Here is a 17,451-nt window from a genome sequence, read left to right as displayed (position 1 = left end):
AATTTCAAAAGTTTACATTCGTGCTAATATAACCATTATAGTAGTAATAGCAGGTGATTATAAACCCTTTTTTGGTTATTTTTATTAACAATAATATCATAAAATATTTAATAAGTAAAAGGTGAAAAATTTTGATTTTCGGAGGTTTTTTTATCTATTAGCATACACCCCGAAAATTAAGGTATAGTTTTTGTCCTTAATCTTTATGATTTTAGTATTTTTAATGTAGAAAGGATAATTTATGGATGATAATTTTTCCCCAAGAGTAAAAGATGTAATAGCATTTAGCAAAGAAGAAGCTCTAAGATTAGGACACGATTTTATCGGTACCGAACACTTGATGCTTGGATTATTGCGAGATGGTAGCGGTAAGGCTATAAACATTTTAAACGCCTTGGATGTCGATTTAAGTCATTTAAGGCGAAAAGTTGAGATTTTAAGTCCGGCCAACCCTAATGTGGCTATTGCATCCAATGAAAAGAAAAACCTGCATTTGACTAGGCAGGCTGAACGCGCTTTGAAAACAACCTTTCTTGAAGCTAAATTGTTTCAAAGCAGTTCCATTAATACAGCACATTTATTATTGTGTATTTTAAGAAATGAAAACGATCCCACTACCAAACTTTTAAATAAGCTAAAAGTGGATTATGATAACGTTAAAGAACAATTCAAGTTTATGATCACAAACGACGAAGAATACATCGAACCTCGCGCCGAGGCATTTGATGACGATGCTCCAGAAGATGATACTTCTAAAGGAGACATCTTTAACACACCTTCAAGTAAATCCAACAAGAAATCCAAAACACCTGTTTTAGATAATTTTGGGCGTGATTTAACGGCTCTAGCCGAAGAAGGAAAGCTTGACCCTGTTGTAGGTCGAGAAAAAGAAATAGAACGCGTTTCTCAAATTTTAAGCAGACGTAAGAAAAACAACCCTCTACTTATTGGGGAACCAGGTGTAGGAAAAAGTGCCATTGCCGAAGGATTGGCAAATCGCATTATTAAAAGAAAGGTTTCAAGAATTCTTTTCAATAAACGAGTGGTTACCTTAGATTTGGCAAGTTTGGTAGCAGGCACCAAATATCGAGGACAATTTGAAGAGCGTATGAAAGCCGTTATGAACGAGCTGGAAAAAAATGATGATATTATCCTTTTTATTGATGAGATTCATACCATTGTTGGTGCCGGTGGTGCAACGGGAAGTTTAGATGCTTCTAATATGTTTAAACCAGCATTGGCTAGAGGAGAAATTCAATGTGTAGGTGCAACCACTTTAGATGAGTACAGACAATATATTGAAAAAGATGGTGCCCTAGAAAGACGTTTTCAAAAGGTTATCGTTGAACCCACAAGTATTGACGAAACCATAGAAATCTTGAATAACATCAAGGAAAAGTATGAAGATCATCATAATGTTATTTATACGCCAGAAGCCATTGAAGCTTGTGTCAAATTGACCAGCCGCTATATGACGGACAGATTCCTTCCAGATAAAGCTATCGATGCTTTGGATGAAGCGGGATCGCGTGTTCATATAAAAAACATCGATGTTCCAAAACAGATTTTGGATTTGGAAAAACAGCTGGAAGAGGTTAAAGAATCCAAAACTTCTGTAGTTAAAAAGCAGAAGTATGAAGAAGCTGCCAAATTGCGTGATGATGAGAAACGTTTGGAAAAAGAATTGGCGGTAGCTCAAGAGAAATGGGAAGAAGAAACCAAATTACACAGAGAAACCGTTACTGAAGATAATGTAGCTGATGTCGTTTCTATGATGACTGGTATTCCAGTTAACAGAATTGCACAAACCGAAAGCAATAAACTGGCTCAATTACCAGAAATGATTAAAGGCAAAGTCATTGGTCAAGATGAAGCGGTTGCCAAAGTGGTTAAGGCTATTCAAAGAAATAGAGCAGGATTAAAGGATCCTAATAAACCAATTGGTTCCTTTATTTTTCTTGGTCAAACGGGAGTTGGGAAAACCCAATTGGCAAAAGTATTATCCAGACTTTTATTTGATAGTGAGGATAGCTTGATACGTATTGATATGAGCGAATACATGGAAAAATTTGCCATTTCCAGATTGGTAGGTGCACCTCCAGGATACGTAGGTTATGAAGAAGGTGGCCAATTGACAGAGAAAGTACGACGCAAACCTTACTCTGTGGTATTATTGGATGAGATCGAAAAAGCCCATCCAGATGTATTCAATATGTTGTTGCAAGTTCTTGATGATGGTTATTTAACTGATAGTCTTGGAAGAAAGATTGATTTTAGAAATACTATTATCATTATGACTTCCAATATTGGGTCCAGAAAATTAAAGGATTTTGGAACCGGTGTAGGTTTTGGAACAGCTTCTCAAAAAGCTCAAGAGGATGCCAATGCTAGAAGTGTCATTGAAAATGCTCTAAAGAAAGCGTTTGCTCCTGAATTTTTGAACAGAATTGATGATGTTGTTGTATTTAATGTTCTAGAAAAAGAAGATATTGACAAAATTATCAATATTGAATTAGAGAAGTTATTTGTAAGAATAAAGAATATTGGATATGATCTAGAGTTAACAGATAGCGCCAAAGGATTCATTGCTGACAAAGGCTTTGATAAGCAATATGGAGCCAGACCTTTAAAGCGTGCTATTCAGAAATATGTAGAAGATACATTGGCTGAAGAAATCATTAATTCTAAAATAGAGGAAGGAGATAAAATCATTCTTGACTTAGACAAGAAAACCCAAGATCTAACAGTGACTATTAAAAAAACCAAAGAAAATACCACTGAGTCTTAAAAGCTTCTTAACATTATAAACCAAAAACTCCGCACTTTAGCGGAGTTTTTTAGTTTATAAAAGCGAATTATTTAATTTTAAACATGAGGCTTAAATTGACTTATAGTTTTGGTACCATTACCATCCATGATTTCTTCCTAGTTGGAGAGATGAATGAGGGTGTTTTGGTTTCTTACGAATTAAATCAAGTTCTTATTGATATTGCCTTAAAGTACTTCCCCAATAAACCGGTAATTTACATTTCTAGAAGAAGAAATTCCTATTCTGTAAATCCTAAGGTTTATTTAAAATCCATGCAAATTAAAAATTTGGTAGGAATTGCCATTGTTCTTGAAAACAATACAGTTATTGATAATACAGCTGTTGAAAAACTATTTATCTCCAAACCATTCGAAATATTCAATAATTTTGAAGAAGCTAAGTTTTGGGCCACGAATCTATACAATGAAAAACTTGCCCTTTTCTAGTTTAGAACAACTCTTCAGAATCAATATCCAAAAATTCCAGGAAACGAATTGAAGCTTCTATATCATGATGCAATTCCCTGTCATTATGTACTACAGGCACTTCTTCTCGATATAAGCTCAAAACTGATTCAATAAACTCCGATGATTTCAAAGGATTTCTAAACATTAAGGCTTGCGATGCATTGAACAATTCAATTGACAAAATACGTTTCAAATTAGTAATCAATGTAAAAGATTGAGTAGCAGCATTTGCCCCCATACTTACATGATCTTCTTGACCATTACTTGAAACAATACTATCAATACTTGCAGGAGTAGCTAGCTGTTTATTGGCACTAACGATGCTTGCAGCCGTATACTGAGGAATCATAAAACCTGAATTTAAACCTGGGTTCTCAACCAAAAAAGTAGGAAGTTCTCTTAATCCTGAAACTAATTGAAAAGTCCTCCTCTCGGATATATTCCCCAATTCGGCCATTGCTACTTTGAGGAAATCAAATGCCAATGCCAAGGGCTGACCATGAAAGTTTCCTCCGGATATAATCTTGTCTTCTTGAACAAAAATATTGGGATTATCTGTCACCGAATTGATTTCAGTAATAAATGTTTTGGTTACAAATGCCAGTGTATCTTTTGATGCTCCGTGAACTTGTGGCATACATCTAAAGGAATAAGGATCTTGAACATGTTTCTTTTCTTGACTGATTAACTCACTACCTTCCAAAAACTCTCTTACTCGCTCAGCTGTTTTCAATTGACCATTGTGAGGTCTAACTAGATGTACCAATTCATCAAACGGCTCAATTCTACCGTCAAAAGCTTCCAATGAAACACTACCTATTAGATCTGCCAAATAACTGTATTTATGTGCTTCAAACAACAAATGAATTCCATAGGCGCTCATGAACTGGGTACCATTTAAAAGAGCCAAACCTTCTTTAGAATGCAATTCAATGGGTTGCCAATTAAATTTCTCTAAAACTTCAGCCGCATCATACACTTGACCTTCATAGAACACCTCTCCTTTTCCTATTAACGGTAACGAAAGGTGCGCCAATGGAGCTAAATCACCTGAAGCCCCTAAAGAACCTTGGGTAAATACCAACGGTAATATGTCGTGATTATAGAAGTCTACCAGTCTTTGGACCGTTTCCAACTGCACCCCACTATGTCCATAGCTTAACGATTGTATCTTTAATAACAACATCAATTTAACTACTTGCTTTGGCACTAAATCACCTGTACCGCAAGCATGGGACATCATCAAGTTTTCTTGTAGTTTTGTCAGATTTTCTTCAGAAATTTTGACATTGTAAAGGGACCCAAACCCGGTATTTATTCCATAAATCGGGCTCTTTTGACTTTTCAATTTCTCATCCAAATAATTTCTACAAGTAGTGATTTTAGTCTTAGAATCCTCAGAAAGCTCCAATTTGAAATTATTGGAAACAATTTCAAATAACTTTTTAAGTCCTAAATGATCTGAAGAAATTATATGGGTATCTTTCATGATTTGTCAAAATTTTGCGCAAAATTCCGCATTCACTTTAATATTTCCAAACATTTAATTATAAATCCAAAATATTTCTCATTTATTAGTTTTTCTAATTACATTTGACAAAACCCAAAATACGTAATATGAAAAAATTATTTGTTGTAGCCCTTGCCTGTTCTGTTTTGGCATGTAATGAAAAGGAAGAACAACCTAAAGATTATGTGACCTTTTCTGGCCAAATCACTAATATGAATAGTGACTCCATCTTTGTAAGAAGTAGAGATTATTCCAAAACCATTAAGGTGAATGCCGATGGTACTTTTAGTGACACATTGAAAATTAACGAGCCTGGTACTTTTACAGTTGGTGATGGTACTGAAGTAACCAGCGTTTTCTTAAAAAATGGGTATGATATAAAAATGACCATTGATACCAAGATGTTTGACGAAACTGTTAAATATACGGGCGAAGGGTCTGAAAACAGTAATTTCTTGGCCCAAAATAGCTTGAAGCAAGAAGCTCTTTTAGATTTGGATGAGCTTAGTAAACTTGAAGATACGGTTGCTTTAAATGAAAAGTTTGAAAGTCTAAAAACGGAATTCAACAACTTTTATAACGCCGATAAAACTATAGATTCTACCCTAATTGAATCTTCAAAAAAGCAATTAGATCCTATGCTAGGGATGTACAAGTCATTTGTAAAGCAAAAAATAGATTTAAACACCAATTTACCTAAAGGTGCTGATTCTCCTAATTTTGAAGGATTCGAAAATCATGCAGGTGGTAAAACTTCTTTAGCAGATTTAAAAGGAAAGTACACTTATATTGATATTTGGGCAACTTGGTGCGGACCTTGTAAAGCTGAAATTCCTTCACTTAAAGAAGTTGAAGAAAAATATCACGACAAAAACATTCAGTTTGTAAGTATTTCTATTGATGATGATAGAACTCACAAAGATGTAAACGGAAAACCTTCATGGGAAGAGGCAAATGCAGACTGGAAAGAGTTTGTGACTGGTATGGAATTAGGAGGTATTCAATTGTTTGCGCCTAATGGATGGCAAACCGAGTTTATCCAAGACTATTACATTACAGGAATTCCAAGATTTATTTTGTTAGATCCAAACGGTAAGGTGGTTTCTGCAGATGCTCCAAGACCTTCTAGTGAAGAGCTTATAAAATTATTTGATGCTGAAGGCATTTAATTCAGCTCAAACAATAAATAAAAAACCACTCAAATGAGTGGTTTTTTTTGTTTCTATTTTTTAAGCTTCTTCTGGTTCTTCTTCAAGCACAGGTTCTTCTGGTTTTGCAAACAAATCCAAATAGGCTGCCCCAATACCTTCAATCACGTGGCTAGCTATCAAAGCTTGATATCCATATTTTTCAACTTGAATATCAGCTGATTTACCATGTAAATAAACTCCGAAAACAGCTGCTGAAATAGGATCATACCCTTGGGATATTAATCCAGTGATCATACCTGTCAATACATCACCGCTACCTGCTGTTGCCAATCCAGGATTACCAGTTGTATTGACGTACATTCGATCCTTATATACAGTTATGGTGTTGGCTCCTTTGATAGCTACAACCACATGATATTTCTTAGAAAACTTTTTGACTTTATTGAGCTTCTCAAAATCATCATTCCAGCTTCCTACTAACCGCTCTAACTCTTTAGGGTGAGGTGTTAAAACAGTTAATTCGGGTAACAATTTTAACAGAGATTTCTTTTTTGCTAGTAAGTTGAGGCCATCCGCATCAATTACCAAAGGAGCTTTGTTTGTTTCCAAAAATTGCTCAAAAGCTGCTAAGGTATTTTCATGAGTCCCCAATCCCATACCCAATCCTATGACAGTAGGTTCGAAATCAAATTGGATATTTGAAATTTTCCAATCATCCTCATCCGTTAATACCATAGCTTCAGGAAAAGCGGTTTGCAAAACCTGATAACCTCCATTTGGAATGAAAGCACTTACTAATCCTGCCCCTACAATTAAAGCTGCCTTAGTACATATAGTGACTGCTCCCATTTTGCCATGACTTCCACCAATAACCAATGCATGACCATAGTTTCCTTTATGTGAAAACTTATCTCTAGGTTGGTACACAGAAAGCATTTCATACTTCCCTATGAGCTCTGCTTCTGTTTCTAATTTATAAAGATATTCGGGATCAATTCCAATATCCAAAACCTCCCATTCTTTAGTATACTTGGCTGTTTCAGGTAAAAAGAATACCAATTTTGGAGTTTGGAAAGTCAAGGTATAATTGGCCCATACAACGCTATTTTCATCTTTTGGAACTTGATCTGTATATAATCCAGAAGGGATATCAATAGAAAGCGTAAAAGCTCCCGAATTCCTAAAATGCTGAAATAACTTTTGAACCCATTCATCTGCTGGACGATTTAAGCCAATTCCAAAAACGGCATCAACAATGATGTCTTTGACATTAATGCCGGGTAAATCTTTAGAATCGTCCAACAACACAGGCCAATCTTTAGTGGCTTGCTTGATGCGATCATAGTTAATCAAAAAATCCTTTGAACGTTTATCACTATAATTCACCACATACGTATGAACCTGATACCCATGATTGATCAAGTGTCTGGCAAGTACTAAACCGTCACCTCCATTATTCCCTATGCCACAAAAAACATGGATTGGCACTTGTGCTCCTTGCATTCTCAGATGAATCCAATTGAAAATTTGGGTAGCCGCACGCTCCTTCAATTCAGTTGAGGAAATCTGCTGTTTTTCAGCGGTTATTCGATCACCTTCATATACTTGTTCTTTGGATAATATTTTCATTTTTTGTTAAAAACTTAATGGGTTTTCTGCTTTTTCCGTAAAAAGCTCGGATTTGTTTTTTTATTAAGGTAAAAATAATACATTTGATAAGTAATGATAGACAAGTTTACAAATAATATCAGCGCAATTACTACTAATTCCATTAGTGGAACTACTGCTATTTTTGGAACTATTACTACAATTATTACAACCCGTTTGGGTTGTTATTAATTATATTCTCTCCGTCCTATTAGTGTTTTTATAAAACACGGAAATCAAAAGATTTTTATACTTAAATTAAATTACAATGAACGTTTTAAAGTTTGGAGGAACATCTGTAGGTTCTGTTGAAAATATCAATCAAGTCATAAGTATTTTAAAGGAATATTCCGAAGAAAATAAAGTGATAGCCGTTGTCTCAGCCGTAGGAGGCATCACTGATAAATTATTAAAATCTGGCTATTTAGCTCAAATAAAAAATGAATCGTATATTTCTGAATTTGAAGAAATTAAGAGTGTTCACTTAAATATTTTATCTAATTTAATTCCAGACTGCCCCAAACCAACATTAGAGGCATTGGAAAAGAAATTGAACCGCTTGAAAAGTCTTTTGGATGGCATCTATTTAATAAATGAATTATCTCCTAAAACCTCTGATAAATTAGTGAGTTTTGGAGAGCTCCTCTCCTCTTTTATTATTGCAGAAGCGATGAAAGAAAGAGGATTGAATGCTGTCAGGAAAAACAGTCAAGAGCTCATAATTACAGATTCTCAATTCACAAAAGCCGAGGTGAAATATGACCTCACGTTCAATAATATAAAAAGTTATTTTAAGTCCAATAATCAAGACATTACCATATTACCAGGTTTTATCTCCAAATCTGAAGCAGGAGAAATTACAACGTTAGGCCGTGGTGGATCTGATTTCACTGCTGCATTATTGGCTGCTGCCCTAGAAGTGGAACGTTTGGAAATCTGGACAGATGTAAGTGGTATGTTTACAGCCAATCCCAAATTGGTAAAACAAGCTTACCCCATTGAAAAATTATCCTATCAGGAAGCTATGGAACTATCTCACTTTGGAGCCAAGGTGTTATATCCACCAACCGTTCAACCTGTATTGAGCAAAAACATTCCTTTGGTGATTAAAAACACCATGGATCCTAAAGCAACCGGTACGTTTATTTCAAATAATTATGGAGCAAACGGACTTACAGTAAGAGGAATTAGTAACATCAATAATATAGCCCTGTTAACCCTTGAAGGAAGTGGCATGGTTGGTATTCCTGGTTTTTCAAAGAGGTTGTTTGAAGCATTGGCAAACCATAAAATCAATATCATTTTTATAACCCAAGCATCGTCAGAGCATTCCATTTGTTTTGGAATTAATGCCTCTGACTCCCAACTAGCTCAGGAAGTGATTGATCAAACCTTTGAATATGAAATATCTCTAAATAAGATCAACCCTATTCTGGTTGAAGAAGATTTGGCCATTGTAGCATTAGTTGGAGACAACATGAAGAATCACCAAGGGATTAGTGGCAAAATGTTCAGTACCTTAGGTCGTAATAATATCAATGTAAGAGCCATTGCCCAAGGAGCATCAGAGAAAAATATTTCTGCCGTAATTGCTGAAAGGGACGTCAAAAAGGCCTTAAATTCTTTGCACGAGGTATTTTTTGAATCCAAAACCAAACAGCTCAATGTATTTATCACTGGCGTTGGTAATGTAGGAGAAAGATTGGTTGAACAAATTCATCAACAAAAAAAATACCTTAAGGAAACCCTTAAAATTAATTTGCGCGTCATTGGTTTATCAAATTCTCGTAAAATGATTTTTAATGACGAAGGTATCTCCCTTAAAAATTGGAAAGAACAACTGGAAGTCGGTGAGCCTGCTTCACTAGATGGTTTCTTTTTTAAAGCCAAGGCATTCAACCTAAGAAATAGCATTTTTGTTGATGTAACTGCCAATAAAGATGTGGCCAACCTCTATGACGCCTATTTACGAGAAAATATCGCTGTGGTTGCCTGTAATAAAATTGCGTGCTCCAGTAATTTTGCAAACTATGCACAATTAAAATTTTTATCACGAAAATATAATGCCCCATTCCTATTTGAAACCAATGTAGGTGCTGGTCTGCCGGTTATTGATACTTTAAATAATCTAATAGCTTCAGGTGATAAAATCACCTCTATTCAAGCTGTTTTGTCTGGTAGTTTAAATTTTGTGTTTAATAATTTTAACAACCAAACCAAATTTCATGATGTGGTGAAACAAGCCCAAGCAGAAGGCTATACAGAACCCGACCCTAGAATTGATTTAAGCGGTGTTGATGTAGCTCGTAAAATACTTATTTTGGCCAGAGAATCAGGCACCATCATGGAACTTGAAGATATTGAGAATGAATCCTTTTTAACTGAATCTAATTTAAGTAGTGACACTGTAGATGATTTTTATCAAACACTTATCGATGATGAAGCTCATTACCAAAATCTATATGCTGAAGCTCAAGAAAAAGGCTCTAAATTAAAATATGTAGCCGAATTTAATGAAGGAAAAGCCAAGGTGGGACTGAAAGAGATTCCTATGGGACATCCTTTTTATAATTTGGAAGGAAAAGACAATATTGTGATGTTCTATACACAACGTTATGCAGATCAACCTATGATTATTAAAGGAGCTGGCGCTGGTGCTGATGTAACAGCCTCAGGTCTTTTTGCAGATATCATTAGAATAGGAAATGACTAGGATATGGATGAGATAAAAATTTTTTCTCCCGCTACCGTAGCCAATGTTGCTTGTGGATTTGATGTCTTGGGTTTTTGTTTGGATACTGTCGGTGATGAAATGGTTGTTAGAAAAACTGCAAATAAAGGCATTTCAATTTCTAAGATAGAAGGTTATGACCTACCAATGGAAACCAAAAGAAATGTTGCTGGAGTTGCAGCATTAGCTCTTCTAGAAAAGGTGGAGGTTGACTTTGGTTTTGAAATTGAAATCTATAAAAACATCAAGCCTGGAAGTGGTGTAGGAAGCAGCTCAGCTAGTGCATCGGGTGTGGTGTTTGCTATGAACGAACTCTTAGGAAGGCCATTTAATAAAACACAATTGTCCTTCTTTGCCATGAAGGGAGAAGCGGTTGCAAGCGGCAGTGAACATGCCGACAATATTGCCCCTGGGATTTTTGGAGGCTTTACTTTGGTAAAGAGCACACATCCATTGGAAATTCTTGAATTACCTACACCCCATGACATGTATGCTACAATTGTTCACCCTCAGATAGAAATAAAAACTTCAGAGGCAAGAGCTATTTTACCTAAGGAAATAGTCCTACAAAATGCCATCACCCAATGGGCAAACGTTGGCAGTTTAGTTCATGGCTTGCATATCTCTGATTACGACCTAATCAGTTCTGCACTTAAGGATGTTGTGGTTGAACCGTTTCGTAAACAACTCATTCCCTATTTTGATAATGCAAAGAAAGCTGCATTGGAAGCAGGCGCTTTAGGTGTTGGTATTTCTGGTTCGGGACCTTCTATTTTCAGTTTAAACAAAGGCGAAGAAACGGCTCATAAAATAGCTGAAGCCTTTAAGAATGTATATGACCAAACTGGTATCGAATTTAATCTTTATGTATCACGAATTAATCCAAATGGAATAAAAATATTGTAAATGAACTACTACTCACTCAATCATAAAGCCCCTAATACAAGTTTTAAGGATGCTGTTATAAAAGGATTGGCGCCAGATAAAGGACTTTATTTCCCAGAAAGTATATCACCCCTACCCGATTCATTTTTTGAAAGTCTTGATCAGCTTTCAGAAACAGAAATTGCTTTTGAGGCTATCAAACAATTTGCTACACCAGACATTCCAGAAGATGTTCTTAAGCAGATTATTGAAGAAACCTTATCATTTGAATTTCCGGTTGAAAAAATAACTGACCAGATTTCTTCATTGGAACTTTTTCATGGTCCAACCATGGCCTTTAAAGATGTGGGGGCACGTTTTATGGCTCGTTGTCTCGGGTATTTCAATCAATCAAATGATAAGGAAGTAACGGTACTAGTAGCTACTTCTGGTGATACTGGTGGAGCTGTGGCACACGGTTTTTTGGGTGTAGAAGGGGTGAAAGTAGTGATTCTTTATCCCAGTGGAAAGGTGAGTGATATTCAAGAAAAACAATTAACAACCCTTAAAAAAAACATCACTGCCCTTGAGGTACATGGTACTTTTGATGATTGTCAAGCTATGGTTAAGCGTGCCTTTTTAGATGAAGAATTAACAAGCAAAAAGCAATTAACCTCTGCCAACTCAATAAATGTAGCCAGATGGTTGCCACAAATGTTTTATTTTATGTTTGCTTACAAAGCACTTTATAAAACTCATGAAAACCTGACTTTTGTGGTTCCTAGCGGAAATTTTGGAAATATTTGCGCTGGAATGATGGCTCAAAAATTGGGTCTGCCTATCAAACATTTTGTAGCAGCCAATAATGCCAACAAAGTAGTAACCGATTACTTGGAAACTAAAAATTACAACCCAAAACCGTCTGTACAAACCATTAGCAATGCTATGGACGTTGGGGACCCCAGTAACTTTGTTCGTATACAAGAGCTCCATAACAATAATTATAATACCCTTGCGAAGAATTTAACCGGGTTTAGCTACACAGATGATGAAACCATTGAAGGTATTAAAGAGCTTTATAACGAATATTCTTATATAGCCGACCCACATGGTGCTGTTGGATATTTAGCGTGCAAAGATTATTTGAAATCGCACCCAGATGCCCATTGTGTATTTTTAGAAACGGCACATCCCACCAAGTTTTTGGACGTGGTAGAAGATACTATTCAAGAAAATATTGACCTACCTGAACAGATTTTAAAAGTGATGAGCAAGAAGAAGCGATCTATTGAGATCTCAACTTATGATGATTTGAAAGCATATTTATTAGGATAGCTCTCAATAAACCCCTCGCAAGTTTAGATTAGCAAGACTAACAAAATTACATATCTCGGTGGGTCAGAGTAGTTTTATGGTACAAAAAAAATAAGATTGTAGCTATAACCTGTTGTTAATCTTAAATAAACAAAGCGATATTTACTAGATCAGAAAGTTATAGTCAACGAAGTTTTTTAAATTTCTTCGATTCTATTTGTTAAAATAAAATAGTATTTAGATATTTACCTAAATACCTAATTAAATGAATACTCTTTTCAAGGCATTAAATGATGAAACCCGGCGTGGTATATTGGAAATGTTGAAAGAAGGTGATATGAATGCAGGTGAAATTGCAGATCGATTCCACATATCAAAACCCAGTATTTCCCATCATCTAGATATTTTAAAACAAGCAGATCTCATTACAAGTGAAAAGAAAGGACAATTCATAACTTACTCCCTTAACACAACCATACTGGAAGATGTACTCAATTGGATACTAACCTTAAAAAAATAAAAACATGGCTTTTCAACTTAAAAAAGAACTACCACTGATAGGTATCATCCTACTCCCCTTTCTTTATTTGGCATACGTTTGGCCTGACTTACCACAGCGCGTACCCATGCATTATAATATTAAAGGAGAAATAGATCGCTATGGTGATAAATCTGAATTACTTATCATTCCTTTTATCATGCCGGTATTGATATATATTATCTTTCTTGTGGTTCCTAAAATTGATCCTAAAAACAAGCTTCAACAAATGGGTAATAAATTTCAAACCATTAAAATTCTACTCACCACATTTATGTCGGTTTTGGCTTTATATATCATTTATAGTACTAAAAACGCTTCCCTCTCCAATCCTAATAACATTTTATTGCTTATTGGTGTCTTATATGTGATTCTTGGAAACTACTTTAAAACCATAAAAGCGAATTATTTCATCGGGATTAAAACACCATGGACGCTAGAGAATGAAACTGTTTGGAAAGACACCCATAAATTGGGGGGAAAACTCTGGTTTGCTGGCGGACTGGTAATTATTTTAGGTTGTCTAATTTTAAATCAAAAAACCAATTTCATCTTTTTTATGAGCATTACGGCCATCATAACGATTATTCCTATTGTATATTCGTATCTACGTTTTAAACAAATTTCTGAAGTTTAATAATCATGACAGAATTAACCTTAACTACCCCTGCACTTTTGTTTTCAGCCATTTCTTTAATTATGTTAGCATACACCAATCGGTTTTTGGCCTATGCTGCAGTGGTAAGAAGTTTGCATGCTACCTATTTGAAGGATCCAGACAAGCGTTATATTAAACAGATAGAAAACATTAAAAAGCGATTGTACTTGACTAGATCCATGCAAATATTTGGTATTTCCAGTCTGCTGCTATGTGTGTTGACCATGTTTTTAATTTACATAGAACTCCACAATTTAGCAGTTTGGATTTTTGGAGTTGCCCTTATTCTTTTAATTGCCTCTCTACTCTTATTAATTATCGAAATTCAAATTTCGGTAAAAGCGCTAGAGCATCACATTAGTGATATCGAGAATCATTAACTTTTGGATTGATCTTCCAAAGTGCCCATAAAAGCAATGATGTCATCCATTTCTTGCTCTGTTAGATTAAGTGGGTCTGTAGGTAAAGTTTGATATTCCAACTCCATTCCCAATCCTGCACCTCCACCATCATTGTAAAAGGTCATAACTTGATCTAATGTTTCATATACACCGTTATGCATATAAGGACCTGTTTTAGAAATATTTCTGATAGTGGGTGTTTTAAAGAAATGCTTCCTTTCCTCCGTTTGGAAAACATCATACCGACCCAAATCTGTATCCACTACCTTTGAAATGGTATCCTTAGGAATCCCTAATAGCTCAAATTCACTTTCGGTAAAGTTGGGAGGAACCGTTCCATTAAAAACCGGAGCAAAATGGCAGGTAGCACATTTGGCCTTACCCATAAAAAGATTAAACCCTCTAACTGCAGAATCAGTTAAAGTAGATTCCATACCATTAATGTTCTTGTCAAACTTGGAGCTGAAATCCCCAAGACTGCGTACGTAAACAGCTATGCTATTTCTCACATTGTTTTGAGTCACCCCTTTTTTATAGATACTTTTGAATTGTTTGGTATAAATGGAATCATTAGAAACCAATGCTTCCAAATCCACTAGATTGGAATGGAATTCATTATTGTTATTAACCACATCTACTATTTGTCCCTCCAAATTTCCAGTCCTTCCATCATAGAAAAAACTCTGCTGCAATGCTGCATAAGGTAGGGTTGGCGTATTTCTTAATTGTTTTGGAAACACTTTTTTGCCATCAGTAAACGCCTTATCACTATGGTGGCAAGTGGAGCAACTCATCGTATTATCCTTAGATAATCTGGTGTCATTGAACAATTGTTTTCCTAACTGGGTTTTCAAAGCTTTTAAGGAATCAACTTCTGGATAATCTGAATAAAAATCTAAATTGAAGGTATTATTTGAAAACAAGGAAGTCATATCATTTTTAAAAGCCAATTCAAATGGAAATTGCACATCCCAATCCTTTTGAATCTCATAAAGTAATTCCAGTTGTTTATGTGAATGTTCCTTGATAAACTGAAATCTGTCAAAAGTTTCGAAGTCTGAAGCTTGTAATTGTTCCATACTTGATTCAATCTCCATTTTAAACTGATTATACAACGCTACAGAAGTGAATTCAGATTGATATAGATTTATAATGTCATTTAAACTACCATAACACATGACAGCTTCATCTAAAGATGCTTCCAAAACTGGAGAATCAAAACCTGTGATTCCTGTTAAAGCAATTCTGGCAATTTCATCTCGAATCATCCATATAATATGATAATCCTTCAACTTTAAGGAAACATTTGCTTGTATCAATTTTAAGCGGTCTTGAGTTTTATTTGCCACTTCGTGAAGATTTTTGATGTCTAAAGAATCCTCAAAAATCAATTCCTCTATAACCTGAAAACCAAAAGGTTTTCTTATTTTAATATCAGTCGCGTCTTCTTCTTCAACTTTTAAAATATTAGGCGCGTTTAAGGACTTGTAATTTTCCTTATCTGTAAACGCCAAAATAGGCTCTATACGCTTAAAATGGGTTCGAGATTGTTTATAATGTTTTAAAAATTGCTCTTGAGTACTAGCTTTTTTGAAATTTTCCAACGAAGCTATACAGCTATCTAATTGATTTTTGTACTTACTCTGAAGCTGGTCTGCTACTGGTACCTGTCTGATTTCCTCATTCTTTTGACAACCCACTATTATAACGAGGAAAAGACACACCCAAATAAGGTGTGCCTTTTTTATCTTAACCTGGAAAGTGTTCATTATCTATCCAATCCTTCAAGAATGTACAACATACTTCCTTCCTTTCTACTATCAGCAGCAGGATTGGCATTAGGATCTGTAAAAGCTGAACCGTCTGCTGGTTCCCAACCATGATTTTGGGTCATCATTAAGAAAGTATCTTCCTTTCCTACAATATCTGAAATATCAATCATTCCAGTAATTTCCCAAATACTATCAACAGTACCGTAACCTTGAGCTTGAGCCGCCACTTGGTCACACTCTAAAACAACTTTCATTGTACCTGTATTTAAATCATATTGGTATAGTCTAGCAAAGTGAGTTTTATCAGCTGTATCAAAATAACCGTTTGGATCTTCTTGAATGTAAGCGAAATTTTCAGTTACAACAATATTATCAGGACTTGAAAAATCTTTTGCTATTCCGTCTAATTTATCTCCATCCAATACGCAAGTAATGGTACCGGCACCTGTAGGATCATTAGGGTTCAAATTAACTTTGTAAACTCGACCATAAACAGAACCTTTACCAATTAAGTCTGGTTTTTGACGTCCAGTTACGCAGAAATAAATTTCTCTATTATTGGCTGCAGAACCTCTTCTCCAATCGATATCTTCCAATCTAGAAAAACCGATAACTCCTTTATTTTTACATTCGGCATCCAAAAGATCTTTTTGTGTTTCTTCCAACTCAACAAAATCTATCGCATAAGTCTGCCCCTCTTCCATATCCATTTCAAAATTAACATTGGCATCTGTTACTCTCAAACCGTACAATTGTCCGCCGGTAAGATCTCCTGTATTACCAACATACATTCCCAATTGACCAGAAGGCACCGTATTATCAGAATGATCATCACCAATAAAAACCACTGTTTTACCAGGATATGCATCTTTACCTATAGCAACAGCATTTTCAGTATCCCATTGTCCCATATTATTTAACATCGTGGCCACTGAAGCACTGGATGCATCTTTATATGGGTCTGTTGCAAAAACACCTTGAGAGGATCCACCCCATTCACCTCCAGATAAATATAATGGTCCGAAACCATGTTCTTCTGGAGTAATCATAGAACCTGAGCATTGTGCTGTAGCTGCAGTAGCTTGTGCATTTAAAATATATTCTCCTGCAACTGGTTTAAAGGTTTCGTCTAGAGTAATACGAGCGATAGAATAATCGGCTTCAATATTATTGATTAGGGTAAATGTATTATCTGAATTTCTTAATAATCCAGCTCCATCAGCCATGGAACCATAAACAAAATTTGGTGTGTTTACCAATTGATCTTCAGAAGACAATAAGGTATATACATTAATTCCAGAAAACTCTGGTGCCACATCCAATAATGCTGGAGATTGTGAGTGGGCCTGTAATTGTACCAAATTAGTAGGTTCTGGGTTTGCAGTTGGGGTGTTGTCATCGTCATTGTTACAAGCTCCCAAAGCTAAAAGACCGAAAAGGCCTAAAGAAATTTTGTAGTAATTGTTCATCTTTGTTGATTAATTTTAAATGATGAAGCAAAACAACAACAACAATGTAAAGTCCTACTAAAGGAAATATTAAATAAAATTCAAGCTTAGGTTAAGACTGTTAATTTAAAGTTATGTAAG

13 protein-coding genes are annotated in these 17,451 nt (G+C 35.4%); 9 read left to right on the top strand and 4 right to left on the bottom strand.

Annotated features, from left to right (window positions below):
- The first annotated feature begins 241 nt into the window (after positions 1-241).
- Positions 242-2,788, top strand: coding sequence for an ATP-dependent Clp protease ATP-binding subunit (locus GZ212_RS06210; protein ID WP_053969736.1), 2,547 nt, complete (start codon positions 242-244; stop codon positions 2,786-2,788).
- Between the two features lie 83 nt (positions 2,789-2,871).
- On the top strand, positions 2,872-3,255 hold the full coding sequence (locus GZ212_RS06205; RefSeq protein WP_166958259.1) for a hypothetical protein: 384 nt from the start codon (positions 2,872-2,874) through the stop codon (positions 3,253-3,255).
- A gap of 1 nt (position 3,256) precedes the next feature.
- Here GZ212_RS06205 and hutH read toward each other — a convergent pair whose 3' ends face one another.
- Entirely contained in the window at positions 3,257-4,765 is a 1,509-nt protein-coding gene (hutH, locus tag GZ212_RS06200; protein ID WP_166958257.1) for a histidine ammonia-lyase, read from the bottom strand.
- Positions 4,766-4,893: 128 nt separating this feature from the next.
- Between hutH and GZ212_RS06195 the strand changes: the two genes are divergently transcribed.
- Positions 4,894-5,955 carry a TlpA disulfide reductase family protein gene (locus GZ212_RS06195; RefSeq protein WP_166958255.1) on the top strand — a complete coding sequence of 354 codons (1,062 nt, stop codon included), beginning with the start codon at positions 4,894-4,896 and terminating at the stop codon, positions 5,953-5,955.
- Between the two features lie 60 nt (positions 5,956-6,015).
- Here GZ212_RS06195 and GZ212_RS06190 read toward each other — a convergent pair whose 3' ends face one another.
- Positions 6,016-7,566 carry an NAD(P)H-hydrate dehydratase gene (locus tag GZ212_RS06190; protein WP_166958253.1) on the bottom strand — a complete coding sequence of 517 codons (1,551 nt, stop codon included), beginning with the start codon at positions 7,564-7,566 and terminating at the stop codon, positions 6,016-6,018.
- Positions 7,567-7,852: 286 nt separating this feature from the next.
- Between GZ212_RS06190 and thrA the strand changes: the two genes are divergently transcribed.
- From thrA to GZ212_RS06160, 6 genes are all read left to right on the top strand, one after another.
- Positions 7,853-10,297 carry a bifunctional aspartate kinase/homoserine dehydrogenase I gene (thrA, locus tag GZ212_RS06185; RefSeq protein WP_166958251.1) on the top strand — a complete coding sequence of 815 codons (2,445 nt, stop codon included), beginning with the start codon at positions 7,853-7,855 and terminating at the stop codon, positions 10,295-10,297.
- Between the two features lie 3 nt (positions 10,298-10,300).
- Positions 10,301-11,221, top strand: coding sequence for a homoserine kinase (locus GZ212_RS06180; RefSeq protein WP_166958249.1), 921 nt, complete (start codon positions 10,301-10,303; stop codon positions 11,219-11,221).
- Positions 11,222-12,514, top strand: coding sequence for a threonine synthase (gene thrC, locus GZ212_RS06175; RefSeq protein WP_166958247.1), 1,293 nt, complete (start codon positions 11,222-11,224; stop codon positions 12,512-12,514). It abuts the gene before it with no gap.
- Positions 12,515-12,758: 244 nt separating this feature from the next.
- Complete coding sequence (locus tag GZ212_RS06170; RefSeq protein ID WP_166958245.1) at positions 12,759-13,013, top strand: autorepressor SdpR family transcription factor; 255 nt, start codon at positions 12,759-12,761, stop codon at positions 13,011-13,013.
- Positions 13,014-13,017: 4 nt separating this feature from the next.
- Complete coding sequence (locus tag GZ212_RS06165; RefSeq protein WP_166958243.1) at positions 13,018-13,668, top strand: SdpI family protein; 651 nt, start codon at positions 13,018-13,020, stop codon at positions 13,666-13,668.
- Positions 13,669-13,673: 5 nt separating this feature from the next.
- Positions 13,674-14,069: a DUF2721 domain-containing protein gene (locus tag GZ212_RS06160; RefSeq protein WP_166958241.1), complete on the top strand. Its 396-nt coding sequence runs from the start codon at positions 13,674-13,676 to the stop codon at positions 14,067-14,069.
- Here GZ212_RS06160 and GZ212_RS06155 read toward each other — a convergent pair.
- Both GZ212_RS06155 and GZ212_RS06150 read right to left on the bottom strand, forming a co-directional pair.
- Entirely contained in the window at positions 14,066-15,859 is a 1,794-nt protein-coding gene (locus tag GZ212_RS06155) for a cytochrome-c peroxidase (protein ID WP_166958239.1), read from the bottom strand. The genes GZ212_RS06160 and GZ212_RS06155 overlap by 4 nt on opposite strands.
- The gene (locus tag GZ212_RS06150) at positions 15,859-17,331 is read right to left on the bottom strand and encodes an alkaline phosphatase PhoX (RefSeq protein WP_166958237.1); all 1,473 of its coding nucleotides are present in this window, start codon (positions 17,329-17,331) and stop codon (positions 15,859-15,861) included. Before GZ212_RS06150 ends, GZ212_RS06155 begins: the two co-directional genes overlap by 1 nt.
- Between the last annotated feature and the right edge of the window lie 120 nt (positions 17,332-17,451).

This window comes from Mangrovimonas sp. CR14 (genome assembly GCF_011764015.1).
In the GTDB taxonomy this organism is placed as follows: Bacteria; Bacteroidota; Bacteroidia; order Flavobacteriales; family Flavobacteriaceae; genus Mangrovimonas; species Mangrovimonas futianensis.
Note: the sequence above shows the minus strand (reverse complement) of the source record. Positions and strands in the feature narration are given on the sequence as shown.